Annotated in this window: 25 protein-coding genes and 1 riboswitch; of the genes, 17 read left to right on the top strand and 8 right to left on the bottom strand. The window is 38.4% G+C overall.

Features of this window, described 5'->3' with window-relative positions:
* The first annotated feature begins 85 nt into the window (after positions 1-85).
* The gene (gene argH / locus J2Y67_RS07095; RefSeq protein WP_310172204.1) at positions 86-1,462 is read left to right on the top strand and encodes an argininosuccinate lyase; all 1,377 of its coding nucleotides are present in this window, start codon (positions 86-88) and stop codon (positions 1,460-1,462) included.
* A 332-nt stretch (positions 1,463-1,794) separates the two neighbouring features.
* Here the strand turns inward: argH and J2Y67_RS07090 are convergent, their stop codons facing one another.
* Positions 1,795-2,544, bottom strand: coding sequence for a GntR family transcriptional regulator (locus J2Y67_RS07090; RefSeq protein WP_310172202.1), 750 nt, complete (start codon positions 2,542-2,544; stop codon positions 1,795-1,797).
* 431 nt (positions 2,545-2,975) lie between these two features.
* On the opposite strand from J2Y67_RS07090, the gene J2Y67_RS07085 reads away from it, so the two are divergent.
* The 8 genes from J2Y67_RS07085 to J2Y67_RS07050 all read left to right on the top strand — a co-directional run bounded on the left by J2Y67_RS07085 (position 2,976) and on the right by J2Y67_RS07050 (position 14,053).
* Positions 2,976-4,196, top strand: a complete 1,221-nt coding sequence (locus tag J2Y67_RS07085; RefSeq protein WP_310172200.1) for a cystathionine gamma-synthase family protein — start codon at positions 2,976-2,978, stop codon at positions 4,194-4,196.
* Positions 4,197-4,224: 28 nt separating this feature from the next.
* The gene (locus J2Y67_RS07080) at positions 4,225-5,265 is read left to right on the top strand and encodes a homoserine dehydrogenase (RefSeq protein WP_310172198.1); all 1,041 of its coding nucleotides are present in this window, start codon (positions 4,225-4,227) and stop codon (positions 5,263-5,265) included.
* Between the two features lie 56 nt (positions 5,266-5,321).
* Complete coding sequence (locus tag J2Y67_RS07075) at positions 5,322-6,776, top strand: aldehyde dehydrogenase family protein (RefSeq protein WP_310172195.1); 1,455 nt, start codon at positions 5,322-5,324, stop codon at positions 6,774-6,776.
* A 90-nt stretch (positions 6,777-6,866) separates the two neighbouring features.
* Positions 6,867-8,303 carry an amino acid permease gene (locus J2Y67_RS07070; protein ID WP_310172192.1) on the top strand — a complete coding sequence of 479 codons (1,437 nt, stop codon included), beginning with the start codon at positions 6,867-6,869 and terminating at the stop codon, positions 8,301-8,303.
* 380 nt (positions 8,304-8,683) lie between these two features.
* Complete coding sequence (gene mmuM, locus J2Y67_RS07065; protein ID WP_310172189.1) at positions 8,684-9,616, top strand: homocysteine S-methyltransferase; 933 nt, start codon at positions 8,684-8,686, stop codon at positions 9,614-9,616.
* A 292-nt stretch (positions 9,617-9,908) separates the two neighbouring features.
* Positions 9,909-10,020: riboswitch (SAM riboswitch) on the top strand.
* A 69-nt stretch (positions 10,021-10,089) separates the two neighbouring features.
* Entirely contained in the window at positions 10,090-11,325 is a 1,236-nt protein-coding gene (locus J2Y67_RS07060) for a homoserine dehydrogenase (protein ID WP_310172186.1), read from the top strand.
* Between the two features lie 178 nt (positions 11,326-11,503).
* Complete coding sequence (locus J2Y67_RS07055) at positions 11,504-13,348, top strand: glycosyltransferase (protein ID WP_310172185.1); 1,845 nt, start codon at positions 11,504-11,506, stop codon at positions 13,346-13,348.
* A gap of 27 nt (positions 13,349-13,375) precedes the next feature.
* The gene (locus J2Y67_RS07050; RefSeq protein ID WP_310172183.1) at positions 13,376-14,053 is read left to right on the top strand and encodes a glycosyltransferase family 2 protein; all 678 of its coding nucleotides are present in this window, start codon (positions 13,376-13,378) and stop codon (positions 14,051-14,053) included.
* 298 nt (positions 14,054-14,351) lie between these two features.
* On the opposite strand, the gene J2Y67_RS07045 is transcribed toward J2Y67_RS07050, so the two are convergent.
* The gene (locus tag J2Y67_RS07045; protein ID WP_310172180.1) at positions 14,352-14,540 is read right to left on the bottom strand and encodes a YfhD family protein; all 189 of its coding nucleotides are present in this window, start codon (positions 14,538-14,540) and stop codon (positions 14,352-14,354) included.
* A 100-nt stretch (positions 14,541-14,640) separates the two neighbouring features.
* Positions 14,641-14,775: a YfhE family protein gene (locus J2Y67_RS07040; protein WP_310172496.1), complete on the bottom strand. Its 135-nt coding sequence runs from the start codon at positions 14,773-14,775 to the stop codon at positions 14,641-14,643.
* Positions 14,776-14,951: 176 nt separating this feature from the next.
* On the opposite strand from J2Y67_RS07040, the gene recX reads away from it, so the two are divergent.
* Positions 14,952-15,761, top strand: a complete 810-nt coding sequence (gene recX, locus J2Y67_RS07035; RefSeq protein WP_310172174.1) for a recombination regulator RecX — start codon at positions 14,952-14,954, stop codon at positions 15,759-15,761.
* A 7-nt stretch (positions 15,762-15,768) separates the two neighbouring features.
* Here recX and J2Y67_RS07030 read toward each other — a convergent pair whose 3' ends face one another.
* Complete coding sequence (locus J2Y67_RS07030; protein WP_310172171.1) at positions 15,769-16,446, bottom strand: SDR family NAD(P)-dependent oxidoreductase; 678 nt, start codon at positions 16,444-16,446, stop codon at positions 15,769-15,771.
* A gap of 229 nt (positions 16,447-16,675) precedes the next feature.
* Here J2Y67_RS07030 and J2Y67_RS07025 point away from each other — a divergent pair, with 229 nt between their 5' ends.
* Positions 16,676-16,999, top strand: coding sequence for a YfhH family protein (locus J2Y67_RS07025; protein ID WP_310172168.1), 324 nt, complete (start codon positions 16,676-16,678; stop codon positions 16,997-16,999).
* A 113-nt stretch (positions 17,000-17,112) separates the two neighbouring features.
* On the opposite strand, the gene J2Y67_RS07020 is transcribed toward J2Y67_RS07025, so the two are convergent.
* The 3 genes from J2Y67_RS07020 to J2Y67_RS07010 all read right to left on the bottom strand — a co-directional run bounded on the left by J2Y67_RS07020 (position 17,113) and on the right by J2Y67_RS07010 (position 18,577).
* The gene (locus J2Y67_RS07020) at positions 17,113-17,256 is read right to left on the bottom strand and encodes a YpzG family protein (protein ID WP_083402212.1); all 144 of its coding nucleotides are present in this window, start codon (positions 17,254-17,256) and stop codon (positions 17,113-17,115) included.
* A 16-nt stretch (positions 17,257-17,272) separates the two neighbouring features.
* Entirely contained in the window at positions 17,273-17,443 is a 171-nt protein-coding gene (locus tag J2Y67_RS07015) for a small, acid-soluble spore protein K (protein WP_310172162.1), read from the bottom strand.
* A gap of 153 nt (positions 17,444-17,596) precedes the next feature.
* Positions 17,597-18,577, bottom strand: coding sequence for a metal-dependent hydrolase (locus J2Y67_RS07010; protein WP_310172160.1), 981 nt, complete (start codon positions 18,575-18,577; stop codon positions 17,597-17,599).
* Positions 18,578-18,702: 125 nt separating this feature from the next.
* Here J2Y67_RS07010 and mutY point away from each other — a divergent pair, with 125 nt between their 5' ends.
* Entirely contained in the window at positions 18,703-19,803 is a 1,101-nt protein-coding gene (gene mutY / locus J2Y67_RS07005; RefSeq protein ID WP_310172157.1) for an A/G-specific adenine glycosylase, read from the top strand.
* Between the two features lie 31 nt (positions 19,804-19,834).
* Here the strand turns inward: mutY and J2Y67_RS07000 are convergent, their stop codons facing one another.
* Entirely contained in the window at positions 19,835-20,014 is a 180-nt protein-coding gene (locus J2Y67_RS07000) for a hypothetical protein (protein WP_310172154.1), read from the bottom strand.
* A gap of 115 nt (positions 20,015-20,129) precedes the next feature.
* Here J2Y67_RS07000 and fabL point away from each other — a divergent pair, with 115 nt between their 5' ends.
* The 5 genes from fabL to J2Y67_RS06975 all read left to right on the top strand — a co-directional run bounded on the left by fabL (position 20,130) and on the right by J2Y67_RS06975 (position 24,282).
* On the top strand, positions 20,130-20,879 hold the full coding sequence (fabL, locus tag J2Y67_RS06995; protein ID WP_310172151.1) for an enoyl-[acyl-carrier-protein] reductase FabL: 750 nt from the start codon (positions 20,130-20,132) through the stop codon (positions 20,877-20,879).
* A gap of 69 nt (positions 20,880-20,948) precedes the next feature.
* Positions 20,949-21,260 (top strand): gamma-type small acid-soluble spore protein, encoded by a 312-nt coding sequence (locus tag J2Y67_RS06990; RefSeq protein WP_310172148.1) that lies wholly within the window; start codon positions 20,949-20,951, stop codon positions 21,258-21,260.
* 198 nt (positions 21,261-21,458) lie between these two features.
* Positions 21,459-21,716 carry a YgaB family protein gene (locus J2Y67_RS06985; protein ID WP_310172145.1) on the top strand — a complete coding sequence of 86 codons (258 nt, stop codon included), beginning with the start codon at positions 21,459-21,461 and terminating at the stop codon, positions 21,714-21,716.
* Positions 21,717-21,912: 196 nt separating this feature from the next.
* On the top strand, positions 21,913-22,443 hold the full coding sequence (ntdP, locus tag J2Y67_RS06980) for a nucleoside tri-diphosphate phosphatase (protein ID WP_310172495.1): 531 nt from the start codon (positions 21,913-21,915) through the stop codon (positions 22,441-22,443).
* A gap of 72 nt (positions 22,444-22,515) precedes the next feature.
* On the top strand, positions 22,516-24,282 hold the full coding sequence (locus J2Y67_RS06975) for an ABC transporter ATP-binding protein (protein WP_310172143.1): 1,767 nt from the start codon (positions 22,516-22,518) through the stop codon (positions 24,280-24,282).
* Positions 24,283-24,379 lie beyond the last annotated feature (97 nt).

Genomic DNA, 24,379 nt, shown 5'->3' with positions numbered 1-24,379 from the left:
AAAGGTTTATTCTAAAGGTGAAAATAAACTTGAGCCCTCGAAATTTTTCGGGGGCAATCTTGTTCAGATTTAAGGAGGAGCAGCAATGTCTAAGCTTTGGGGCGGTCGTTTTACAAAGGAAACAAATAAGCTTGTCGAGGAATTCACAGCCTCTATTTCATTTGATCAAAAATTAGCATTAGAGGATATTGCAGGAAGCATGGCGCATGTGCAAATGCTCGGGGAATGCGGCATTATTCCTGTAGAAGATGCTGAGACCATTAAACAGGGACTTCTTTCCATTAAACAAATGGTCGAAAATGGGGAAGTGGAATTTTTAGTAGAAGATGAAGATATTCATATGAATATCGAGAAATTATTAATTGAAAAAATCGGACCTGTCGGTGGCAAGTTGCATACAGGCCGGAGCCGGAATGACCAAGTGGCCACTGATATGCATCTTTATTTGCGGACAAAGACGACTGAATTGATTACATTGGTTGAAAATGTTCAACAAGCCTTAGTAGAGCAGGCGAAAGTGCATGTTGAAACATTGATTCCAGGGTATACGCATCTGCAGCGCGCGCAGCCTGTATCGTTTGCCCATCATTTAATGGCTTATTTTTGGATGTTTGAGCGCGACAAAGAAAGATTGATTGATAGTCTAAAAAGAATCAATTGGCTGCCGCTTGGTTCAGGAGCGTTGGCCGGAACAACGTTTCCGATTAACCGTGAGAAAGTTGCCGATCTATTAGGGTTTGAAACGATTTATCCGAACAGTATGGATGCTGTAAGCGACCGCGATTTTATCCTGGAGTTTTTATCGATTGGCTCGATTGTTATGACTCATATTTCTCGTTTTTCTGAAGAGCTTGTGATTTGGTCAAGCCAGGAGTTTCAATTCATTGAACTCGACGATTCATTCTGTACAGGCTCAAGCATCATGCCACAAAAGAAAAACCCGGATGTTCCAGAATTACTTAGAGGAAAAACTGGCCGTACGTATGGTAATTTAATTGGGCTGTTAACCGTTTTAAAAGGGCTGCCGCTCGCTTACAATAAGGATCTTCAGGAAGACAAAGAGGGTATGTTTGATACGGTTGAAACCCTTGAAGGTTCATTAAAATTATTGGCTCCAATGATTGAAACCATGACGGTCAATAAAGAGGTCATGAGAAAAGCCATTAACAATGATTTTTCCAATGCTACCGATATTGCCGATTATTTAGTGCGTAAAGGTTTGCCGTTCCGTGAGGCGCATGAGGTGATAGGGAAGACGGTATTATATGCGATTCAGCATGGAAAGTTTTTGCTCGATTTAACGATGGAAGAATATCAAGAATTTAGTCCATTATTTGAAGAGGACATTTTTGAAGTTTTGGCTCCAGAGAATGTAGTTGCCGTCCGCAATAGCTTTGGCGGCACCTCCCCAGAACAGGTACTGGGGCAAATTAAGCTAGCTGAAGGAAAACTGCAGAAATAATAGATTTGAGAACGGAATAGTGGTAATAAGCCGGCAGCCAGGGGCTGCCGGTCTTTGTTATGTATTTTTTACTGAAATGTGGAAAAGATTTATTCAAACGTTACAGGTTAATTAGGGAATATAGATCAGCGATGGCATATGCTAATCGCTGTTTTTTCTTGGGGGGAATTTTTTTGAAATGGAGCATAAAGCAGGTGTTTCATACTGTGGAAGAAGGCTGGGGGCGCTGATAAGAGCGCCATTTCCATGTCTTTACGGGAATCGAAATTTACCCAGGAAAATCATTTGACTTAAATTATTTTTCTAGTAAATCATTTAACGGGCTCCATATTTTATATCATATCGATATGAGTTATTTTCCAATGTTCATTCTTGATCAGGTGCTCCAAGCTTTCTTTGTCTTTATTCTTAAAGTAATCAATAATTTGTCTATGCTGTTCATTCATTTGTTCTAATGCTATAAAGAGTTTTTCTTCGTCTTTACTTAAATAAATCTGCCTGACAAAACTATTCTGTAAAGAATCAAGAAGCTCAATTAATGTAGGGTTGCAACACTTATCAATGTATACTTTATGGAATTGGTTTTGGTATTTTTGATAATCTGAATAATTTTTCTGAGAAATGGAAAGGTCGATTTTCCTAACCAACTCTTCCATTAGTTCCATGTCATCCTCGGTCAAATTCTCCAGAGCTAAAGTTGCTGCAAAGGCATCTAGTACACCAACAACACTAAAAACATCGAGCTTTTTCTTGGTATCAATTTCTTTAACGATAAATCCTCTTCGGGGAAAGAACTCTAGTAAATTTTCAGAAGCTAGTTGGATTAAGGCTTCCCTTACAGGGGTCCTGCTTACTTCTAATTTCTCGCTTAGTGCTATTTCATTTATCTTTTGATTGGGAAGCAATGTTCCATTCTGAATTTCTGTGGCTATATAATCATATACATGGTCTTTTAGTGATCGGTACCTCTTTTTGATAGTTATTCCCCCTAAGTAAAAAAAGTGGAAATTCTCGCTTTTTATATTAGCATGAGCATCCAAATTCTTCAATATCTCTTCAAAATCGTCCCCAAAGTAACTCATTATTCTTTTAAATCTATTGTCTCCAAGTCTAATATGTTTTAAATAGATGCCATATTAGATTCCTATTTTAGGAAAGTTAAAAGAATAGCAGAAGAAGCGGAGCGGTGTTTTTTTTAGACTGGTCAATACAAATATATCTTAATTATGAAAACTAGACAGTTAAATTTTAAAATATTTTTTTAAAATTTAACATTGAAAATAGAAAAGGTCCATTATATAATTTTCATACGGATAGTTTTCAGATAATTCAGCGTATTATACAATATATTGTATAATACGAAGTATCTTAGTAAGAAGGTGTCCAAAGAACGCACTGCATTAAAAAAAGAAGTACAAAATTTAGCATAAAGGGGGTACTTTTTTTAACGAAATTTAGTTGGGATTCAAAAGTACATATTTTTAATTTTATAAAAATGAGAGGTGGTAGAAACATGAGCAAAAGAAACTTTAAAGAAATACAAGACGGTACAAAAGCTGTATGGGCAGGAGAAAAGGAATTTCTTGCTTATAATGCAACCCAAGTTCCTGTGGTGCTTAGTGTAGCCTACAATTACGATGACGTGGATGAGTGGCAAGAAGTTGCTATCGGAAATAAACCTGGACATATTTACAATCGAATGACAAATCCAACTGTGCAAGCTTTTGAAGAAAAAGTACGAATTCTTGAGGGAGCGGAGGAAGCGATTGGTTTCTCATCAGGAATGGCCGCTATTAGCAGCACCTTATATACCTTTTTAAGACCAGGCGACCGGGTAATATCCGTGAAAGATACATATGGAGGAACCAATAAAATCTTTACTGAATTCTTACCGAATATCGATGTAGATGTAACGTTATGCAACACTGGAAATCATGAAGAAATTGAAGCTGAAGTGGCCAAAGGATGTAAGGTTTTATATTTGGAGTCTCCTACCAACCCTACCATGAAAATTACGAATATTGAAAGAATGGTGAGAGCTGCAAAATCGGCGGGGGCATTGGTGATAATAGACAATACTTTTGCTACTCCTATTAATCAAAATCCAATTCAATTAGGAGTTGATATCGTCATCCATAGTGCCACTAAATTTTTGAGCGGGCATGCCGATGCGTTAGGGGGTGTGGTGTGCGGCTCCAAAGAACTGATGAAAAGAGTTTATCACTATCGCGAAATTAATGGGGCAACCATGGACCCGTGGTCAGCTTATCTGATTTTAAGAGGGATGAAAACGTTAAAACTTCGTGTCAGGCAACAAGAACAGAGTGCAATGGCGATTGCAAAGTATCTGCAAAAGCAAAAACATGTGGAAGCAGTTTATTATCCTGGATTAGAAACACACCCACACCACCAAATTGCAAAGAAACAGATGAAGGGTTTCGGTGGAATATTAAGTTTTGTATTGAAAGATGAAATGGAGGCGATCAAAATTTTATTGCCAAAATTACAATATGCAAACAAAGCTGGAAATCTTGGAGCTGTCGAAACGATATACGGACCGGCAAGAACGACCAGTCATGTCGAATGTACTCTTGAAGAACGGAAAGCCCTTGGTATTCCGGAAGGTTTGGTTCGTATCTCCGTAGGGATTGAAGATACAGAAGATCTTATTGCGGATTTAGAACAAGCATTTTCCCATTTAGAATCGGAATTGCCTGTTAATAGCAGCAGGTGAAAATATAACAATGGAAGAGGTATTGAGTATGACACATAAAATTGCGTTACTTGGTTTTGGTGTAGTTGGTCAAGGATTTGCAGAAATTTTAGAAGAAAAAGGTGAATGGTTACGCAGCGGACTTGGCTTTGAAACAAAAATTGTTGCGATTTCCGATTTTGTTAAGGGATCTCTTTATCATCCAGAAGGCTTAGATATTGCTAAAGCATTACAAGCTGTAAAGGAGACAGGGAAACTTGATTGCTACCCGGAAAGCCCTGGTTTGGTAAGAGGATGGGATAGTTTTCAGACCATCCGTGAAAGTAATGCGGACACCGTTGTAGAAATTACTTTTACAGATGTAAAAACCGGCCAACCTGCCATCGATCATTGTAAAGCAGCATTTGAAAGCAGAAAGAATGTAGTTATGAGTAATAAAGGTCCAGTTTCTTTAGCTTACCAAGAGCTGGTTGAGTTAGCCAGAAAGAATCATGTTCGATGGGGCTTTGAAGGAACCGTTATGAGCGGAACACCTGCATTGAGAATGCCCCTCGTGGCATTGGCAGGAAATAATATTTCAGAAATACGTGGGATTTTAAATGGAACGACCAATTATATTTTAACCAAAATGGAAGAAGGCTTGAGTTATGAGGCAGCATTGGCTGAGGCACAAACTCTTGGCTATGCAGAGGCAGATCCTACAAGTGATGTCGAGGGGTATGATGCCCAATATAAAGCTACTATTCTAGCTAATATTGTCATGAACGTTCCGATGAAACGAGAAGAAGTAGAATGTGAAGGAATTAGTCATCTTACACTACAAGATATCCAATGGGCAAAATCTGAGGGTAAAAAGTGGAAACTTATTGCTAAATGTATAAAAGATGGTGATAAAGTCATCGCAAAGGTAGGTCCCGAAGCGATACCGATTACAGATCCCTTAGCTGGAGTCTCGGGTGCACAAAATGCCATTACATATGATTGCGATTTAGCCGGTCCAATCACGCTTATTGGTGCCGGAGCCGGCCGAAAGGAAACCGGATTCTCTATTCTTATTGATTTAATTAATATTAGCCGCGGTCAATTGTAATCTTTTACACTATTAATTTACAAAATGAAAAATTAGTTATATGAGGTGGTTACACAATGACATTTATAGAGACACAGACAATAGAAAATAAGATGTTTTTAGCTGGAAAGTGGGTATCCCGATCCAAAAGCATTAAAGTCTTCGACCCCCAAGATAATCGTTTAATCGCAACTGTCCCTGCCGCTAATGAGGAAGATGTACTTCATACTATAGAGGAGGCAAAAAAGGGGGCAAAAATTGCTGCTGACATGTCGACGCACGAAAGAATCACGATTTTAAATCGTGCTGCTGACTGGATTTATGAGCATAAAGAAAAATTCGCAACCACCATTGCATGTGAGGGAAGTAAAACAATTAAAGAGGCAAGGAAAGAAGTATTGCGCTGTATTGAGACTCTTCGTATTAGTGCTGAAGAGGCAAGGAGAATAAATGGAGAAACGATTTTATTTGACCAAATGCCGGGAAGTGAAGATCGCATGGGATATTATTATCGTTTTCCTATTGGAATCATTGTGGCGATCACGCCTTTTAACGATCCATTAAACCTTGTTGCACATAAAGTGGGGCCAGCTATTGCTGCTGGAAATGCGATCATCGTTAAACCAGCACCAGCTACACCATTAAGCGCTCTATTATTGGCAGAAGCATTTGAAAAAGCAGGTTTGCCTTCTAAAGTTTTATCCGTCATTACTGGCTATCCAGGTGATATGGGAGAAAGACTGATTACCCATCCAGCGATAAGAATGATATCTTTTACAGGGGGACTTTCCACTGGCCAAGAGATTATGCAAAAGGCGGGCATGAAAAAGTTCAGTATGGAGTTAGGATCGAACTCACCGGTTATCGTTCTGGAAGACGCTGATTTAGAAGAAGCCGTTGAGTCAACTGTTTCCGGAGCCTTTTGGGCTGCAGGTCAAAATTGCCTCGGAGTGCAAAGAGTCTATGTTCAAGAAGGGATTTATCAAAACTTTGTCGGAAGGTTCCTTGCTCGTACTTTAAAATATCGAGTGGGTAATAAATTTTCAGAGGAAACCGATATGGGGCCTATGATATCAGAAAAGGAAGCAAAGCGGGTGGAGAGTTGGGTTAATGAAGCCGTTGAAAGAGGTGCAAAATTGCTTTGTGGCGGCAAACGAAAGGGATCTTTTTATTATCCAACTGTTTTAGAGAATGTACCAACTGATTGCAAGCTGGCAACGGAAGAAGTGTTCGGACCAGTTGTTACCCTTTATAATGTTCCTGATCTTGATACAGCTATTTTTCAATCTAACAACGTGGCTTTCGGCTTACAAGCAGGTATTTTCACTCAAAATTTAGATTATGCTTTGGGGGCTGTACGTAAGCTGGATGTAGGCGGGGTTATCGTAAATGACAGCTCCGATTATCGAATAGATGCGATGCCTTTTGGGGGGGTAAAAGGATCTGGTATAGGTCGTGAAGGAATTAAATTTGCACTTCAAGAAATGACAGAACCAAAAGTTGTTTGTTTTAAGGTTGCCGTTAAAAGATAATAAAGCAATGGAGTGGTAAATGCTAGTTTAATAGGAATTGACCTAATAGGTTTTGGCCACGTGGTTACCTATACCAAAGGAGGAAACTGGATGCTACAGGTAAATAATTCTGATCAAAATCAGTTAAAACGTACAATGAAAAGCAGACATTTGTTTATGATTTCGCTAGGAGGGGTAATTGGAACAGGCCTTTTTCTAAGCACGGGCTATACCATTAATCAAGCTGGACCAGGAGGGACGATTCTCGCTTATTTGGTTGGGGCACTCATTATGTATCTTGTTATGCTTTGTCTTGGTGAATTAACTGTAGCCATGCCGGTAACCGGTTCATTTCAAACCTATGCTACAAAGTATGTCGGTCCTGCTACCGGATTTACTATTGGTGTTATGTACTGGCTTACCTGGGTGGTAACAGTAGGATCGGAATTTACCGCCTCCGGTCTATTAATGAAGAGATGGTTCCCTGATACTTCCGTTTGGATATGGAGTGCCATCTTTGCGATTGCCCTTTTTCTACTAAATGCCTTTTCAGTAAAATTTTTTGCGGAGGCAGAATTTTGGTTTGCCGGAATTAAAGTAATTACCATTATTTTATTTATCATATTGGGGGGAGCTGCGATGTTTGGTTTCATACCAATGAAAGGCCATACATCTGCCCCCATGCTCTCACATTTTACCGGTGAAGGAGGTCTTTTTCCTAATGGGCTGCTTCCAGTTTTAATGGCTATGATTTCCGTAAACTTTGCCTTTTCAGGAACAGAGCTCATTGGAATTGCCGCCGGTGAGAGCGAAAATCCGGAAAGAGACATTCCCCGGTCCGTCAGAAATGTAATTTGGAGAACCGTTTTTTTCTTTATCGGTGCTATATTTGTATTATCTGGATTAATCTCTTGGAAAGAAGCCGGAGTCATTGAAAGTCCGTTCGTTATGGTCTTTGATAATATAGGAATTCCTTATGCAGCTGATATTATGAACTTCGTTATTCTTACAGCTTTATTATCCGTAGCAAATTCCGGTCTCTATGCATCTACTCGTATGTTATGGTCTCTTTCCAACCAAAAAACAATAAGCCCCCTCTTAGGAAAGGTAACCTCAAAAGGAGTGCCGCTTAATGCGTTAATTTTAAGTATGGCAGTAGCCTGTTTGTCGTTATTCTCTAGTGTAGTTGCACCAGATACAGTTTATTTAGTGCTTGTAGCTATTTCGGGATTTGCCGTGGTTACTGTGTGGATGGGAATTGTGTTATCGCAGTATATGTTTCGAAAGCGTTTTATTAAAGAGGGAGGGGATATTACACATTTGAAATTTCGTACACCTCTGTATCCCTTTGTGCCCATCACTGCTTTTGTTTTATGTTTTGCTTCTTGTGTAGGACTTGCTTTCGATCAAAGCCAACGAATTGCTCTATATAGCGGAGTACCCTTCATTGCTTTTTGCTATTTTTTCTACTATATTAAACATCGCGGAAAAAAGAATCTATATGATTCTCATGATGAACACAATCAGTATATAGATAATATTAAGTAGAGAGGGCTTGGTATAAGAGATTTATTAAACTGGAATATACTACTGATACTATTGGTAATGTTGTAAAAAACTATCAATAAAAATACTGCATATATCTTGCGGTTGTCAGACTGTTATTCTATTAATCCAATCCATTGCTGAATAAATTTCACCTGCCTTTGGACAGACCTCTTTCGCAGGAGGATCTGTCCTCTTTAACCAAATTCATCGCCTCGACTCTACCTAAAATCTGTTTAACTTAAGTACGGCTAAGACATTTTTCCAACTTTGGTCTATATTGATGAACTCAATGAACACTGATGAAATAAGAAATAGAAAGTCCTCGTCTTTTCATCATTTCTACGGGATCACAGAAAATTAACTGTAGCGGAGGAACTATAATGAATCCTATTGAAAACATATTAGAGAAATTCCCGTTAGTTATACTAGACGGTGCAATGGCAACTGAACTTGAACGTCATGGCTGTGATTTGAACGACAGTCTTTGGTCGGCAACCATACTTATCGAAAATCCTGAGCTTATCAAACAGGTACATACGGATTATTTTAAAGCGGGCGCTGACTGTGCTATCACCGCCAGTTACCAGGCAACTGTCGAAGGATTCTCCCGACGCGGTTTAAGCGAGGCTGAAGCGCTCATTCTTATCCAGAAATCCGTCCAGATAGCCTTAAAAGCACGCGATGAATTCTGGGGAATACCCGAGAACCAGTCAAACCGGCCAAAGCCTTTAGTAGCCGGTTCAGTAGGGCCATATGGCGCATTCCTTGCTGATGGATCTGAATATCGAGGAGAATATACGTTGACCGAAGAAGAACTTATGAATTTCCATAGGCCCCGTATGAAAGCCCTGATTGAAGCTGGTGCCGATATCCTGGCCTGCGAAACTATTCCATGTCTGATGGAGGCTAGAGCTATCGTCAGGTTATTAGAAGAGTTTCCCAAAACCTATGCATGGATTAGCTTCAGTGCAAAAGACGGGCTTCATATTAGTGATGGAACCCTGGTTGCTGAGTGTGCAGAATGGCTGGATAAATATGATCAAGTTGCTGCCGTCGGCATAAACTGCACGCGGCCCCAGTACATTTCTTCGCTGATAAATAAAGTGCACAGTCACACAGTTAAACCTATCATCGTATATCCAAATTTAAGCGAGCAGTACGATGCAGTCACTAAAACTTGGAATGGGGCATCATCTGAAGAAACTTACGGCGACAGTACCCATCACTGGTATGAATGCGGTGCCCGATTGATTGGTGGCTGCTGCAGGACAAAACCGGAGAACATAACGACCATTTCTGCATGGGCGAGGTAAGATATAAAAAAGCAAGGATTTTGGTGTTGGAGATTGTGCGTTAATGCACTTAAATGTAGTGTAGTGTTTTATGAAGTTTATGAAGTTTATGAAGTCAGAGATCGCGGTTCGGTCACCACATGGCGTGACCGGAGAACAGATATATATACGGATTGGGAAAAATAAAAATGAAGGGTGCCATTATTAAGATTTTTCTTTCAAAAAGAATTTTCAAAAAACATTGACAGCTTTGCAGGAATCAACTACAATTTCATTCATACCATGGAAAATTAAAGTAACAATTTCATAAATACTCTTATCCAGAGCGGCGGAGGGACTAGGCCCGATGAAGCCCGGCAACCTTCAAGGTAATCCTTGAAAAGGTGCTAATTCCTGCAGGTTATTTTTAACCTGAAAGATAAGAGGAGGATATCAGCCCTCTTCTTATGAAGAGGGTTTTCTTATTTCCATTTTTAATAGCGGGGGGATCCATGATGACAGTAAAAGTAGCCATATTAGGATTTGGAACAGTTGGCGAGGGAGTTTATCGAACGATTCAATCCCATGAAAGAGAACTCGAGGCTCTTTTGGGAAAGAAAGTAGAGGTTGCAGCCGTTCTAATCCAAAACAAGCAAAAAGAAAGAAACATCGCAAAGGAAGTTCTCATCACAACAGATTTCAACGAACTAATCAATCTTTCACAGCTTGATATTGTGGTAGATGCGATTGTGGGCAAAGACCCCGCCTTTAACTATTTAAAACAAGCGATTGAAAGAGGCTGCCATATTATTACCGCAAACAAAGAAATGTTTGCACACCACGGAAAAGAGCTACTGGCTCTTGCCGGGGAACACCAAGTATCGGTTGGATTTGAGGCAACAGTTGCGGGTGGAATTCCCATCATTCAAACCCTAAGACAATTGCTAAAGGTTAACCGTGTAGGGCAAATTCAAGGAATTGTAAATGGAACATCTAATTTCATTTTGACAGAAATGCGTGAGAAAAAGCAGTCATTCGCAGATGCTTTAAAATTAGCGCAGGAAAGGGGATTTGCGGAAGCTGACCCAACCAATGATGTAGAAGGCTTTGATGCTTTTTATAAATTAATGGTTTTAAGCAGGGTGGCTTTTGGGAATGAGCCTGATTGGAAGGATGTTGAACGAGTCGGGATCACTTCTATTACAAGTGAATTGATTGAAGCGGCAGACCAGTTTGGTTTTAGGTTCAAGCATGTTGTGAGTATTCAAAAGGAAGGGGATAAGCTTATTGGTAGTGTAAGGCCGGTGCTCATCAGGAAGTCCCATCCATTCTACCATGTGGAAGGGGTAGAAAATGCGCTAAATGTATATTCTGACATCGTGGGAAGAATAACCTTACAAGGTCCTGGTGCCGGAATGTTTCCTACGGCAAGTGCAGTCATTGAGGATTTAGTTTATGTAAGCCAAAGTAATCACGATAAAAAGCTGGAGGCTTACTCTGTAACAGAAGCTATCCCTTCTTCTAACGGTTCTTTCAATGATTTCTGGCTAATTAGCGGGTTAAGTAAAACGGAATTAAGTCCATCCATCCCCCTTGTGGAACAATTGTCTGATCAAACATTTATTGTTGAGACAACTAAGGAAGAGATTTTACGGAAGGCTAAAGAGTATTCATCGTTAAGTTATTATCCAATCTTAGATGGAACCCAAACCTTTCAAAATAAGAAAGAGTGCATAACCGTGTCCATATAAATTTTGTTCTAGACAACAATCCCTCTGATTGCTGTCTTTTTTTTGAATCAAAAATAATTTAAAAACCCATCACACAAATGGGAGTTAGTCTAGTCCAATTTCACCCCTTGTACATATTGTGTAAAAGCTCTACTAAAACGGACGAGGTTTAGCAATAAGAAGGAAAAAGGGGTGCACCATGGAAGGAAACATAACTGACCGATTGATCGGCAATATAAAAAATTCGTTTACCTATGAGTTTATGGTTAAGCCTGAAAATATTCATCAAATTGATAAGCAGTCAAGGGAAATTCCAGTAAACAGCAATGGGAAAAATTATATCATTGGCCCTGCGAGAGGAGTAGACCAAAATGGCTCCGGAATCTGCGTTTCCATTGGAATGAATGGAGTATCTGTTTATGAATATACAAATAATAATATCTACGCCACTTTAGTTTATGAGACATCCATTCATGAGTGGGTACATGTGGCAGTGGTTTATAAGGAGAAAAGACCCTTTCTTTTCATAAATGGTACTTTCGTAAAGGAAGGCGAAAAAAGTTCAAAAAAGTATGTCTCACCATCAGGTTCTGTATGTTATCCGCCGGGTGTGTTCTTTATCGGGGATATTAAAGAAATTAGAATCTGGGATCATAGCAGAACTGCAAATCAGCTTAAAGTAAATATGAATGCCAGATTGAAAGCACAGCGGAACGGCTTATATGCAATTTGGCCCGAAAAAACTACTGGAAAAATCAACAGGCAACCATTACTGGCTAATAACAAGCAAATGAATCAGAGCTTTAATGATGAAAAAAATATGGAAAAGTATAGAGATTTGACTAATAATCAAAATCAAAAAATAGAGGTAAGTATTATTATTCCATCCTACAATAAATATCCACTCAATCTATTTACCCTTTATTCTCTTGAAAATCAAACATTCAATTTGGAAAAAATGGAGGTCATCATCATTGATGATGGCTCTACGGATCAAACGGAAGAAACCCTTCAAAACTATCATCCGCCCTACCAATTTAAATATATCCGAAACAATGAAAATCTTGGAAGGGCAAAGGTGCGCAATATCGGAATTCAAGCATCGAGCGGAAGTATCCTGATATTTTTAGATGCTGAAATGCTTGTTGACCCTAATTTTGTAACCAATCATGTTAAATATCACCAAGCAAAAAGCAATCTTATTATGTCAGGAGTCATGTATTCCCAAAATATTATTTCCTGTATTTTTCCTAAATATGATCGCGAGAAACTTGCCCAAATTGCGGAGATTGTAAAAGATAATCAAAACCTTAACAGTAAATTCAGTAAATATGAAAAAACAGCTTCAAAGCCTTATCCCCTCATTAACAAAAGTGATATTACGAATCAGACATATGGCGATTTAATTAAGAATGCGAACTCCTGGTTTCGAAAAATTACCAGCAAATATGGAGCGGGCCTAGAAGGTTTTGAATTTCCGTGGATGGCCCTTCTGACAGGCAATGTTTCTTTGAGAAAAGAGCTATTAAGCAAAGCCGGGATATTTGATGAGGACTTTGTGAAATACGGATATGAAGACTGGGAGTTAGGATACCGTTTATATAAAGCAGGGGCAAAATATCTTAATGCGAAGGATTTGGTTTCCTATCATCAAGAACATCCTGTCGAAGAAAGCAAGTGGAAAGAGGCAATAGGGAATTATCATTTATTTATTAAAAAGCATCATGAAGTGGATGTCCTTATTCTTAGTTTAGAACTATCAAGGATGATGGATTTAACAACCATGAACGATATCCTACAAGAATATAAGAATTTGGTTGAAAAATACGGCAAAAAAACAAAAGATTTTCAAAATAGATTCATCTCAATCCTTGACACCATGGCCCTCTTATTGAAAGTGGATATTCGCCATTTTAATATTTTAGGTGCCGCCGGTTTTGGAATAGAGCAAATAAACGAGCTGAAGTCAGACCTGCGGAGACTAAATAAACTAGGAAAATATAAAAACCTGGCCAATTTTATTGAAAAAGTTATTGCTTCATAAAACGAATGGAGCGAAAGGAGCGGAAAAATGGTTTCCATTATCACTTGCACCATTAGAGATGAATTTATCAATAATGTTTTTAACAATTATCAACAGCAAACATGGAAGGATAAAGAGTTAATTATTATCCTTAATAAAGATTCTATGAGTATAGACAAATGGATGGAGAAAGCGAAGAATTACCCTAACGTACGTGTTTTTCAGCTTCATGAGAAAGCAGCATTGGGGGATTGCTTAAATTTTGGCGTTCTAAAGGCTAACCATGATATTATTGCTAAATTTGATGATGATGACTATTATGGTCCTGAATATATTACCAGTTCGATGGGGGCATTTAAAGACGAACAGGTTTCGATTCTCGGTAAAGGTTCATACTTCATTTATTTTAAAAATAAAAAAGCCTTGGTCTTAGTGCCTGGTGAAGAAAATTCATTCTCTGACACGGTTGCCGGAGCCACATTAATGTTTCGAAAGGCGGTTTTTGAAAAAGTTCAATTTGAAAAAGTAAATCGTGCGGAGGATTACTTTTTTATTGATCAATGTAAAAAAGCCGGCTTCAATGTTTATTCAACGAATCGGTTTCATTTTGCCGTAGTACGTCATGATACAGAGAAACATACGTGGAAGGTATCGGATGAAGATTTTATGGGGTGGGGGGACATCGTAGCCTATACCAATGATTTTTATCCTATTGTCTCAAATTAAAATTTGATAGTAGAGAAAATAAGTTATTTGGGTTGCCTGTTTATTTTAAATTGTGAAAAGTGAATGAAAATTCAATTATACACCAGAATATCCACATCAAAGGTCCTATTATATTAAGTATTCCACAAACTTATACACACTATCCACAGGGTTACCCACAAAAATTGTTAACAAAATATGAAAAGCTTTTAAGCTATATTTTAAAAGGTTTTGGCAAAGAATCCACATTATTCACATTATCCACAAAATAGATTGAAAAAGAAGCAGGGCACCTGCTTCTTTTTCAAATTATAAGAGGTTATCTATTTCTTTTCGTATTTACACGCTGGTTAGCTGCGTTTGCTCGTGCTTGTGCCTCTAAATCTGCCTGATCGGCTAATTCAGCAGAATACTCTTCATCGATTCCATCTGATTTAAGATTTTTCGGCACCTGTGGAAGTGATGCTTTATTTTTATCACGAGACCCATGACCACGCGAACGACCCATTACTAAAACCCCTTTCATTGTTAACGATCAGAACCAACTTGGCTCCTTTATTAGTTTTAACAATTAGAAAAGGTCCATGAATGGAAAATGCTTCAAAGGCTTATAGCTTTGTTTTTCTGTCTGAAAATCCTCCAGCACGATCTGCCATTTTAAATTCTCTTTGATAACTGACCTCCTGCATACTGGTTAAGGAATATTTTCCCCGATCCTTATCTTTTTTCTTTTTTTCCGCCATTTTGCTCATTCCTTTCAACATAATTTGCTGCTCGTCATTAAGCGTAGTGGATATGATTAAGCACGATATGTACTTATTTCCATTTTTACCTTTTAAGAAAGGAATGATACTGTTAATTTTCATTTCTTTGCGATATTTCATGAAAAACATGGTAGAGTAGTGTTGAGGTGAGGGAAATGGCTATAATTACGAAAATCACCACGCAGCAGAAAAATCAGGATCGTTATAATGTTTTTATGGATTATGGTAAAGGTGAAGAATTTGCTTTCAGTGTTGATAGTGATGTCTTAATAAAATTTCAATTAAAAAAAGGGATGGATCTTGATGATTTTTCCTTTCTGGAAATCCAGTTTCAGGACGATATTCGCAAAGCCTATCATCAAGCTATCCAATATTTAGCCAAAAGAATGCGGTCCGAAAAAGAAATAAGGGATTATTTAACCAAAAAAGAAAATGATGAGCCCATCATTAACGAGGTTCTCCATAAATTAGCAGCCCAAAAATATATTGATGACGAAGAATATGCTCATGCATTTGTTAGAACCCAAGTAAATACAACAGATAAAGGGCCTGATTTAATTTGGTTAGAATTAAAAGATAGGGGAATAAAAGAGGAACTTGCAAGACAAGCTCTTCAAGGCTTTTCTTATGACCTGCAGGTTGAAAAAGCCTCCATACTTGCCAAAAAGTTTTTTGAAAAGAATACAAAGGATTCTGAGCGGATTGTAAAACAAAAGCTTGAAGGATTATTGCTTCGAAAAGGGTATCCTTTTGAGATCATCCAAATGGCTGTTAATGTGAGTGAACTTGACAAGGATTCAAATGCGGAAATGGATGCAATCAGGTATCAAGGGGAAAAGATTTATCGGAAATATAGTCATCTTCATGGTTATGAGTATAAACAAAAGATGAAACAAGCCTTGTATCGAAAGGGCTTCGCAATGGATTTGATTGAAAAATTTTTAGCTGAAAAAGAAGAATCATGACAGGACGTCATGATTTTTTACTTTCAATAATAATAGAATCTTGATGGATTTGTTTGACAATTATTTCTGCTACTTCTTTTGGGGAACGAAAACGGGATGGGTCTTTCACGTGGTTGCTTTCATTCCAGAAAGGAGTATCCATGCCGCCCATATAAACGGCAGTAAAATGGATATTGCTGCCCTCATATTCTTTTTGAAGGCTTTCTGTAAAGCCGCGTATGGCAAATTTACTTGCTGCATAAACTGCTTCATTAACCTTACCGCGGAGTCCGGCTGTTGAGATAATATTGATAATTTTTCCTTCGCCTTGTTGAATCAAGTAGGGTAAAACGGATTTTGTCATAATGATGGTTCCAAGAACATTTGTGTCGAGCATCTTCGTTATTTCCTGCTGCTTCATCTCTAGAAAGGGTCCGAAGTGTCCCACTCCTGCGTTGTTGATTAGTCCATAGATTTCATTTGACTTACTAATATCGGCGATTTTTTCTAGTACCTCTTGATTGTTTCGGATATCTAATTGGAGAAAATCTGCACTTCCGCCAATCGCTTCAATTTCCGTTTTCGTCTCCATTAATTTTTCTTTGTTCCGCCCCGTTAAAAGCAGATGATAATTTTGCCCAGAAAATAATAAGGCTAATTCTTTCCCTAACCCTGAACCAGCACCGGTTACAATAATTGTTTTCATTTGCCAAACTCCTTTATCCCGCATTAACGGGCAGTAAGACCCCTTCTTCAAGACCTTGAGTGAAAGAATAGAATAAGTGGGAACAACTGCCCGTAAAAGCCCGATTGGTTCAACTAATAATCAGTGGGGGATGGAAAAAACCCCCACTGATTGAAGTTTCACTTTATTAATTTTACAAAAATAATTATACTTGATGTTGGTGGATAACGAAACTTTGGGAGTGGATTACATGCACCAGGAGAAACGATATAGTGAATTGAGCGAATATGAATTACGCCAAGAAATAGCGACTCTTCAAGAGCAAGCACGGAAAGCAGAGCAATTAGGAAGAGTGAATGAGTTTGCTGTCCTTGAAAGGAAAGTACTGATGGCTCGTGCCTATTTAATTAGTCCCGATTCCTTTGCGCCGGGTGAAATTTATGAGCTTGAAGGGGATCCGGGGCAATATTTTAAAATTGATTATATAAATGGAGTTTTTGCCTGGGGATATCGGCTAAAGGGCGATGGAAAAGAAGAGGCATTGCCGATTTCTATGTTAAAGTGGTTAAAATAAGAAAAGTGGAAGCAACCTAGGAAAAAGGCAGTTCATTTTTTCCCTCGAGGGGCTAGGCCCTGAAGCTGGACAAAAACGCAAACCAGAGAGCAATTCTCTGGTTTGGTTGTTTTCTAAGACTGCTTTCTGGTTTGGCGCTTTAAAATGATGAGGTCTTGGGTAAGTTTGCTTTCGCCATTTATCTGAGAATGTTGGTGTTTTGCACTAGCCCATGGTGTTGAAAATGGCTTATTTTGGAAAAATTTCTGGTTTCCCATTATAAAACCTCCCTAGTTAAAATTCAGGTGTATCATTTTCGCGCTGACCAGAAGCCCGCATACGCTCTTGTGGATGCGTATTAGTGGTCCCATCTGCTCTTTTTGAAGCATACTCTGCTTTTGCTCTTGGTTCTCCCTCGAACTTGTTATTATTTTGGTTTGGGAAATCTTTCGCTTTGTTTCTCATGCTATACCTCCATATAAAGGAATGAGAAATCGTGAAAAGCAAAGCATCCAAAAGATCAATGCTAACCACGTATCTATATTATTAGCTTATATAGAATCGGTTATGTTATAAGAAAATGGCAAAAAAAAAACGGTGACTATAGTCACCGCTTTTTTAACTTGGTATAATACTTAGCTTTTTCCGCAATTTCTTCTCGCTGAAGACCCATCCGGTATAGGAGCTGATTCGGTTTAGGTCACAATCTAATTGGACAACTGCGACAAAAGGGTAATGACCGTTGCTTCGATATCTGAGATCAATAAACCTTACTTCATAAAAATCATCGTATTCATCTACTTCCCAGCGATAAACAGGAGAGAAGGATAAAAACGCAGAAAGGTTTTTATCTTTTTTAGCTGCCTGAATGACCGATGTTTCAGGTACGGGAATCCGATTAAATAAATCTAAAATCTCAACCCTATCCTTTACAGCTTTCCCAACGAAAAATTGTTTTTCATTCATTGCAGCAATCCGCCATTGGTGGAACTTCATGGTGGGTGCAATGATAATTTCCGTTGCATCTGGAACGATTCTTCTGATCTCCGATAAAACCTTATGTCGGACCCGGAACCTTAATAAGTAGTAACCAATAATAACAAAATACATCATCAAAAAGGTATATCCGGGATTTGCTCCAAAAATCCAAATAAAAATACCGACAACATGAATCCCAAAAATATATGGATCAAATGTATTAATGACACCTAAAGCGACCCATTTATTTGAAAATGGCCGAAGGGCTTGAGTTCCGTAAGCGTTAAAGATATCAACAAATACGTGAAGAAATACAGCAAAAAATGTCCATGCCCACAAATGCAGTAAATTGACGGTTGGGAAAAATGGGTAAATCACAGCTAAAAGGACAAGCGGCCAAAGAATCACTGCCGGGATGGAATGGGTAACACCCCGATGGTTGCGAATGTAAATCGCATTATTTCTTAGTTTTAATACTGTATCAATATCGGGTATTTGTGACCCCGCGATAGTGGCAATTAAAACACTGGATGTTGCAGCATGACTGCTGGCAACGACGGGGTCAAGTGTTGCCAGACCTCCAAGAGCAATCCCCATAACAACATGAGTTCCTGTATCCAAAAGGAAGTTCCTCCTTTAAATTAATCCATTCTTGTCAAAACACTCAATATGGATTATCGTAATACAATGCATACTATTATATTCCCTCATTTTGTAGTGTTTAACAAGTTGGAGGCCTAAATGTAATGAAAAATGTTCTAAATAATTTAATGAAAGTAAATATACAAGATTTTCAAGTTGATCTAATCACATGGTTTAAAAATGAACAGCGTGATTTGCCATGGCGAAAGGACCAAGACCCGTATAAAGTTTGGGTTTCAGAGATCATGCTGCAGCAAACGAGAGTAGATACGGTTATACCTTATTTTAACCGTTTTATTGATTGGTTTCCAAGTATTGAGACCCTTGCTGAGGCAAATGAAGATAAGGTTCTTAAGGCTTGGGAAGGACTGGGATATTATTCAAGAGTCAGAAATTTACATTCTGCGGTTAAGGAAGTCAAAGAAAAATATAATGGAGTTGTACCCAATACAACAAAGGAAATATCCAATCTGAAAGGGGTTGGCCCTTATACGGCGGGAGCAATTTTAAGCATTGCTTATGGAATTCCCGAACCGGCTGTTGATGGCAATGTGATGAGAGTTTTATCAAGGATTCTTTCCATTTGGGAAGATATCGCCAAGCCTTCTTCCCGTAAGGTTTTTGAACAAGCCGTTAGGGAGCTAATTTCGCATGAGGAACCATCAGAATTTAATCAGGCATTAATGGAATTAGGTGCTCTAATCTGTACGCCAACCTCGCCATCCTGTTTGCTATGTCCTGTTCGTGAACATTGCCAAGCCTTTCATGAAGGTGTGCAATCAGAACTTCCAATCAAATCTCAGAAAAATAAACAGCGGGAGGTGCAACTCGCGGCTGTGGTTCTTACAAATGAAAAGGGAAACCAACTTATTCATAAACGACCCGAAACAGGTTTACTTGCAAGCCTATGGGAATTTCCAAATTTAGAAATTAACCATCCCATTCAAAATAACCGTGATGAAATTTCTCGCCTTTTTGAACAAGATTTAAATCTAAATATTCATTTTGATAAGATGATCGGTCAAGTCGAACATGTTTTTTCCCATTTGATCTGGAAAATAAAAGTTTATACTGGAAGTATTTCCGCTGATTTTAAAGAGAATCAAGAGTGGAAATTTGTTTCACTAGAAAATATCGAGGATTATGCCTTTCCCGTTTTTACTCAAAAAATTCTAAAGCTTTATCAGGAATATGAAAAAGAATGAACGCTGAACCTTCGGCGTTCATTCTTTTTTATTATTTCAAACCACCGCGACTTATAATTTCTTCGACAATTTCTCGATGAATCGTCTGCCCTTCACTATTTAAGTATGGGACCATTTGTTGCAATGAATGATGAAAAAAGGCTAATTCTTGGGTCTCCCACTCTTTAATCGACATCATTGAAAGTTCTGTCATATCCCGCCCGTTATACATTTTACCTCTTCCTTTCAACCACGTTATTCAATTTAGTGTTTTGTTATGAATTGTCTTCTATTCATGGATTAGCTAAAATAATATGAAACCATAAAATAAGAAGGGATCTATACATATGACACAAAAAGTAGCATTAATTACAGGAAGCAGCAGGGGAATTGGGAAAGCAACGGCTCTTAGATTAGCCAAAGATGGATACGATATTGTTATTAATTATGCCAGAAGTAAAAGTGGAGCGCTTGAGACTGCTGAACAAATCGAAGCTCTTGGCAGAAAAGTACTGGTTGTGAAAGCCAATGTCGGTGATGTAAATAAAATAAAAGATATGTTTGCCCAAATTGAGCAAGAGTTTGGACGCTTAGATATTTTTGTTAACAATGCTGCCTCAGGTGTACAGCGTCCGTTAATGGAGCTGGAGGAATCGCATTGGGATTGGACGTTAAATATTAACAGCAAAGCCCTCTTATTTTGCGCTCAGGAAGCAGCGAAACTGATGGAGAAGAACGGCGGCGGAAAAATTGTCAGCATAAGTTCACTAGGTTCCATTCGCTATCTAAAAAATTACACGGTAGTTGGTGTGTCTAAAGCGGCGCTTGAAGCTTTAACAAGGTATTTAGCTGTTGAGCTTGCTTCAAAAAATATTGTCGTGAATGCTGTTTCCGGCGGTGCTGTTGATACTGAGGCGCTGAAGCATTTTCCAAACCGTGAAGAACTCCTTCAGGAAGCGAAAGATAAAACGCCTGCAGGAAGAATGGTCGAAATTGATGATATGGTTAATACGGTTATGTTCTTATTATCAGATGCATCAAGCATGATTAGAGGGCAAACGATTATCGTTGATGGCGGGATTTCCTTGCTGGTTTAAAAATTTATAAAAAAAATGGATATTCTTCACACCACGAGGGTAAATTAATTTTCGTGGAGGTGATTACAGGTGGCAAAATTCAACCAACAAGCCAACAAAACTTCAGCTGGAACAAACATCCAGGAAGTAAGACAACAAAACGCTCAATCTCAAGGTGCAGGTGCAGCAGGAGCATTCGGTACTGAATTCGCGAGTGAAACAAATGCTCAAGAAGTAAGACAACAAAATGCTAAAGCGGCTCGTGCCAATGCTGGTGCAGGTGCAGCAGGAGCATTTGGTACTGAATTTGCGAGTGAAACAAATGCAGCAGAGGTTAGAAAACAAAACCAATCTGCAGAAGCTCGTAAAAACCAAAATGCTGGTCAATTTGGTCAAAGCTAAGATAAGTTAAAAAGGATAGAAGGCGCTCTCAATCGGAAGAGTGCCTTCTTTTTATTTTTTTTCCATCCTGATTTCTTTTCTAAAACTTCCATTTCTCTAATTCGACAAAAGTTCTCTAAAGTTTACATAAAAAGTCAAAGGAGAATAGCATTTGTTCAAGAATACTTATAAGGTACAAAATATAAGGCGGTGAGGGAAATGGATCAATTTAACCGTTTAGTTTCCGAACAAATGATCACAATGGAAAAATTATTATACCTTCAAGCCGAACTGGAGCGCTGTCTTGAGATTGAAGCAGAATTGCATAAGCTGCAAAATGAAACGGAGCTTGAGAGTATCCAGTCCGATATTCAACAAATGAAAAATGAATTGAAAGAGATTCAAATGATTTTTGAGAAACAAACAGAAGAGGTTATTCAGTCCTACCAAGTATCAAATTTAACCCATTCAAGATAATAAAATAATGGCTAAACATTAAAAAATACGTAAATTTTTCCTTAAGAGTCATTGAATTCAATGGCTCTTTTGTTTTAAAATCCTTGTTTAACCGTTATAATAATATAAAAGAGGAATTGTACTTTGTTGCCTTTTGTGTTTTTAAAATATTTTAGAATAGGTTGCAAAGCGTTCAGGAATGAAGGTAGGGGAGAATATGGGCGTACCCATCGAAGGAGAACCAATACAAATACATAGCTATAAACACAATGGGCACATCCATCGGGTTTGGGAAGAAACAACCGTTTTAAAAGGTTCGCAAAATTTGGTGATTGGCGGAAACGATCGGACGATTGTAACAGAATCAGATGGAAGAACATGGATTACAAGGGAGCCGGCTATTTGTTACTTTCATTCCCAATGCTGGTTCAATGTGATTGGAATGATTCGGGAAGACGGGATATATTACTATTGTAACCTTAGCTCACCGTTTATTTTTGACGGGGAAGCTTTGAAATATATTGATTATGATTTGGATATAAAAGTTTATCCTGATATGACCTTCAATTTATTGGATGAAGATGAATATGAGCGTCATCGCCGAGAGATGAAATATCCTGAAGTGATTGACCAAATTCTTAAGAAAAATGTGGATAAGCTCATTCGCTGGATTCGCCAGCGGAAGGGTCCTTTTGCTCCAGACTTTATTGATATCTGGTATGAACGTTATTTAACCTATCGACGCTAGAAAAAACGGCATTAAGGCCTGTTGATGCACTTCTCAACAGGTTTTTTAATTTGTTCAAAAGGGGAGAATTATTTGAACAGTATACGCAGGTATCTACAGTTTGTTAAGCCATACAGGGTGCAAATTATTGGAACCATTATAATCGGGGTTATAAAGTTTGGAATCCCGTTAATCATTCCAATGCTGATTCAATATGTGATCGATGATATTATTACCAATCACTCGTTGCCTAATGAAGCAAAAATCCAGAAATTAATGATCATGATGGGAGTAATGATTGTTATATTTGTCATCCTTAGACCGCCAGTCGAATATTATCGTCAATACTTTGCCCAATGGACTTCTAGTAAAATCCTTTATGATATCCGCGATAAGCTTTATACACATATTCAGAAATTGAGCTTTCGATATTACGCGAATACACGTGCCGGCGAAATTATTTCCCGTGTGATTAACGACGTGGAGCAAACGAAGACCTTTGTCATTTCCGGATTAATGAATCTGTGGCTGGATGTTGCAACCATTATCATTGCGATTATTATTATGTTTTCGATGAATGTTAAACTGACCATTGTATCCATCCTGCTATTTCCTCTTTACGCTATTTCTGTAAGGTACTTTTTTGGAAATTTACGAAGGTTTACTAGAATCCGTTCACAGGCGCTAGCGGAGGTCCAAAGTTATTTACACGAACGGGTGCAAGGAATGCCAGTCATAAAGAGTTTTGCGATTGAGGAATATGAACAAACTCAATTTGATAAGCAGAATAAAAACTTTCTGGAAAAAGCACTGCAGCATACAAGCTGGAACGCGAAAGCATTCGCAGCAGTCAATACCATTACAGACATTGCACCATTAATTGTTATTGGGTACTCTGCGTATTTGGTTATTCAGCACGATCTTTCTTTAGGAAAGATGGTTGCCTTTTTCGCTTATATTGATAAGCTCTATAATCCCTTAAGAAGAATGGTTAACTCCTCTACGACCATCACTCAATCCTTCGCATCTATGGACCGTGTGTTTGAATTTATGGATGAACAATATGATATTGTGGATGCACCGAATGCCACCCAGTGTACAACTGTCAATGGCGATATTTCATTCGAAAAGGTTAATTTTTCTTATGGAGAAACAGAAGAGAAGGTATTGAAAAATGTTTCCTTAGAAGTAAAAAAGGGAGAAACGATCGCCTTAGTTGGAATGAGCGGCGGTGGAAAATCAACATTCGTAAGCTTAATTCCGAGATTTTATGATGTAACAGAAGGAAGAATCACACTGGATGGGGTTGATATCCGCCACTTTAACGTTCAATCCTTAAGAGACAAAATTGGAGTGGTTTTTCAGGATAATATTCTCTTTAGTGAATCGGTTAAAGAAAATATTTTATTAGGGAAACCGGATGCTTCCGATGAAGAAGTAACCCAAGCGGCAAAAGCGGCTAATGCTCATGAATTTATTTTAAATCTTGCAGAAGGCTATAACACAAGGGTAGGGGAAAGAGGCGTGAAGCTTTCCGGTGGGCAGAAACAACGAATTGCCATTGCCCGTGTGTTTTTAAAAAATCCGCCTATCTTAATTTTGGATGAAGCAACATCAGCTCTTGATTTAGAGAGTGAACATTTAATTCAAGAATCCCTTGAGGAGCTTGCAAGGGACCGGACTACCTTTATTGTTGCTCACCGATTATCAACGATTACTCATGCGAGTCGGATTGTTCTTATCGAACATGGCGAAATCGTCGAAATAGGGAGCCATGAAGAATTAATGGCGAAACAAGGGAATTATTATAAATTATTTCAGGTTCAGCAGCTGGATCAAAAGGAAAAAACCGAAGCATAATGTGATATGCTCCCTCTAAAGTGGACAGATGAAAAAACAAAAATCTGTCGTTACTTTAGGGGGATTTTTTATGTCAAAGAGAAGTAAATATTCTGCT

The sequence above is a fragment of the Neobacillus niacini genome, from assembly GCF_031456445.1.
Taxonomy (GTDB): Bacteria; Bacillota; Bacilli; order Bacillales; family Cytobacillaceae; genus Neobacillus; species Neobacillus niacini_I.
The sequence above is the reverse complement of the archived record's forward strand: the minus strand, read 5'-3'. Positions and strand labels throughout refer to the sequence as shown.

What these genes read in the sequence shown, in the direction of transcription:
- mutY (WP_310172157.1), top strand. Translation starts at nt 18,703, where the DNA reads ATGAAAAATGTTCTAAATAATTTAATGAAAGTAAATATACAAGATTTT.
- J2Y67_RS07075 (WP_310172195.1), top strand. Translation starts at nt 5,322, where the DNA reads ATGACATTTATAGAGACACAGACAATAGAAAATAAGATGTTTTTAGCT.
- J2Y67_RS07015 (WP_310172162.1), bottom strand. Translation starts at nt 17,443, where the DNA reads ATGAGAAACAAAGCGAAAGATTTCCCAAACCAAAATAATAACAAGTTC.
- recX (WP_310172174.1), top strand. Translation starts at nt 14,952, where the DNA reads ATGGCTATAATTACGAAAATCACCACGCAGCAGAAAAATCAGGATCGT.
- J2Y67_RS07050 (WP_310172183.1), top strand. Translation starts at nt 13,376, where the DNA reads ATGGTTTCCATTATCACTTGCACCATTAGAGATGAATTTATCAATAAT.
- J2Y67_RS07020 (WP_083402212.1), bottom strand. Translation starts at nt 17,256, where the DNA reads ATGGGAAACCAGAAATTTTTCCAAAATAAGCCATTTTCAACACCATGG.
- J2Y67_RS07000 (WP_310172154.1), bottom strand. Translation starts at nt 20,014, where the DNA reads ATGTATAACGGGCGGGATATGACAGAACTTTCAATGATGTCGATTAAA.
- mmuM (WP_310172189.1), top strand. Translation starts at nt 8,684, where the DNA reads ATGAATCCTATTGAAAACATATTAGAGAAATTCCCGTTAGTTATACTA.
- J2Y67_RS07025 (WP_310172168.1), top strand. Translation starts at nt 16,676, where the DNA reads ATGCACCAGGAGAAACGATATAGTGAATTGAGCGAATATGAATTACGC.
- J2Y67_RS07040 (WP_310172496.1), bottom strand. Translation starts at nt 14,775, where the DNA reads ATGGCGGAAAAAAAGAAAAAAGATAAGGATCGGGGAAAATATTCCTTA.
- J2Y67_RS07080 (WP_310172198.1), top strand. Translation starts at nt 4,225, where the DNA reads ATGACACATAAAATTGCGTTACTTGGTTTTGGTGTAGTTGGTCAAGGA.
- J2Y67_RS06985 (WP_310172145.1), top strand. Translation starts at nt 21,459, where the DNA reads ATGGATCAATTTAACCGTTTAGTTTCCGAACAAATGATCACAATGGAA.
- J2Y67_RS07060 (WP_310172186.1), top strand. Translation starts at nt 10,090, where the DNA reads ATGACAGTAAAAGTAGCCATATTAGGATTTGGAACAGTTGGCGAGGGA.
- ntdP (WP_310172495.1), top strand. Translation starts at nt 21,913, where the DNA reads ATGGGCGTACCCATCGAAGGAGAACCAATACAAATACATAGCTATAAA.
- argH (WP_310172204.1), top strand. Translation starts at nt 86, where the DNA reads ATGTCTAAGCTTTGGGGCGGTCGTTTTACAAAGGAAACAAATAAGCTT.
- J2Y67_RS07030 (WP_310172171.1), bottom strand. Translation starts at nt 16,446, where the DNA reads ATGAAAACAATTATTGTAACCGGTGCTGGTTCAGGGTTAGGGAAAGAA.
- J2Y67_RS07090 (WP_310172202.1), bottom strand. Translation starts at nt 2,544, where the DNA reads ATGAGTTACTTTGGGGACGATTTTGAAGAGATATTGAAGAATTTGGAT.
- J2Y67_RS07085 (WP_310172200.1), top strand. Translation starts at nt 2,976, where the DNA reads ATGAGCAAAAGAAACTTTAAAGAAATACAAGACGGTACAAAAGCTGTA.
- J2Y67_RS07070 (WP_310172192.1), top strand. Translation starts at nt 6,867, where the DNA reads ATGCTACAGGTAAATAATTCTGATCAAAATCAGTTAAAACGTACAATG.
- J2Y67_RS07045 (WP_310172180.1), bottom strand. Translation starts at nt 14,540, where the DNA reads ATGGGTCGTTCGCGTGGTCATGGGTCTCGTGATAAAAATAAAGCATCA.
- J2Y67_RS07055 (WP_310172185.1), top strand. Translation starts at nt 11,504, where the DNA reads ATGGAAGGAAACATAACTGACCGATTGATCGGCAATATAAAAAATTCG.
- fabL (WP_310172151.1), top strand. Translation starts at nt 20,130, where the DNA reads ATGACACAAAAAGTAGCATTAATTACAGGAAGCAGCAGGGGAATTGGG.